The organism is Haloferula sp. (assembly GCF_049672945.1).
GTDB lineage: Bacteria > Verrucomicrobiota > Verrucomicrobiia > Verrucomicrobiales > Akkermansiaceae > Haloferula.
Genome location: NZ_JBATWY010000071.1, coordinates 1 through 1772, shown reverse-complemented (window position 1 = coordinate 1772; position 1772 = coordinate 1). Strand labels below are relative to the sequence as shown.

General features: G+C 58.2%; 1 protein-coding gene. It reads left to right on the top strand.

The features are described from left to right. Positions 1–21 precede the first annotated feature (21 nt). Positions 22–1772, top strand: a 1751-nt coding sequence (locus tag WBG04_RS05820; RefSeq protein ID WP_424313439.1) for a hypothetical protein, incomplete at its 3' end; no start/stop codon positions are given.

Genomic DNA, 1772 nt, shown 5'->3' with positions numbered 1-1772 from the left:
CCCCTCCCAGACCACTGAGCGATGTCACGACTTCCCTCCATCTTCCTGACAGCATTGCTGCTCGTAGCTCCCGGCCAAGCGGCGGAGTACACATTTGTCGACCCGCCAGCCATCCATGCCGAGGGCCTGGCAACGCTCACTCTAACAGCCGAAGAGCCGATCAAGGTCACAGGCTCCTTGCCCGACGACGCCCGCGTTCGAATGCTCGCCCATCGCAGCTTCCGCCCCGATACCAATGAGCCACTTCATCGGCTGGAGATCGACATTCTCCCGCTTAGGCCGGGCTCTTTCGAGTTACCTCCTGTGCCATTGAGTATCGGTAATGATCGACTTCTTTTTCGCTGCCCGCCACTGGTCGCCGAGGCGAACTCCGCCCCGGAGTCGATCTCCCAGCTTGCCGTATTCTGGAACGGTGGACCCTCTCCGCCCGATCGTCTCTGGCAGGGCCAGCAAGTCGACGTCGACATCCTGCAAATCTCTCCGCGGGGATTTGGCCGTCCGAAGTTCCTTGTTCCGACTCTCGAAATTCATGGCGGAAGATTCCGACTTCACGTCAAAAGCGGTGCCCAACATAATACGCCACTGGCACCTATCGGGACTGGAGCATTCGGGATGGGGCGCGCCCATAGCTCGCTATCGTCGTCCGAATACAAGGGTGAGAAGGTCTCGGTCAATCGCTCGAAGACATTCTTCACCGTCGCGTCCGAGGCCACCGATATTTCTCTGCAAATTGCCTCAACAGTAAAGTCCGGCGAATATCCCAATAGGACGCAGATTTTCAACAAGGTGATCCCTGTGAGCCCCCTGCCTCCCCTCTCTGACAAACATGCGAAGCTCCTAGGCTTAGTCGGTGATTGGAAGGTAGAAGGACGCCTTGACCCAGAGTCTCCCGAACCGGGCGAGCCGTTCTCAATCATCATCGATTTCGAAGGGCGTGGTGACCCAGCAAGTTTCGTCGAACCAGACTTCTCAACCCCGCAGTTTCGCTCGATTCAGACCGAACTCACTGAAGCCGAGGATTCGAAAATTGACTACCACCGGGGCACTTTCATCCAACGACTCCTTCCCATCAAAGACTCAGCAGCCCTCCCGGCACTGTCTTTGGCGACCTTCGACACGGTCGCAGGAAAATGGGTTTCGCACCCGGTCACCAAAGGCTTCGGGAAGGTTGTGGATCAAGCTGGTTCAGCCGTTGTGGCAGACCAACTGCGAGCCGCAGTCGTCCGCCCGCTGGCAATGAATTTCCCGAGAAGCCTGCTGCTCGCCGCCACCGTGGCACCTCTGCTGCCACTTCTTGGACTCCTTCTACGACGGATCCGGAACCACCAACAGTCGCCTCGCAGAATCCTGATGAAGCGCCTTCGAAATTTGTCGATCCGTCGCGAAGACCAAGCCGAGACACTGAACACCTCGATCATCGACGACGAGATGCTTCCATTGCTGCGAGAATACAGCGGTCTGCCTCCCGGAGCATCGGCCACCGAAGTGGCGGATGTAATCTCTTCCACTCACCCCGAGCTTGCTGAAGGGATTCGCGAACACGCCAACTCGTCATTCGGCTCACGCAGCAGCTCGTTCAGACCTCCCGACTTCGCCGCTCTGTTAGGTCGACTCGCATGCTTCTTCCTCGCCCTGCTCTTACTGATCCCATCGCCCGCTGCCGCTCAGGACAGTCCGGCACTCGCCGAGGCCAGGCGACTTGTAACTGCCGAACCAGAGCAGCCATCTCACCAACTCCGGCTCGCTCGTGAGTTAATGAAAGACAATCAGCC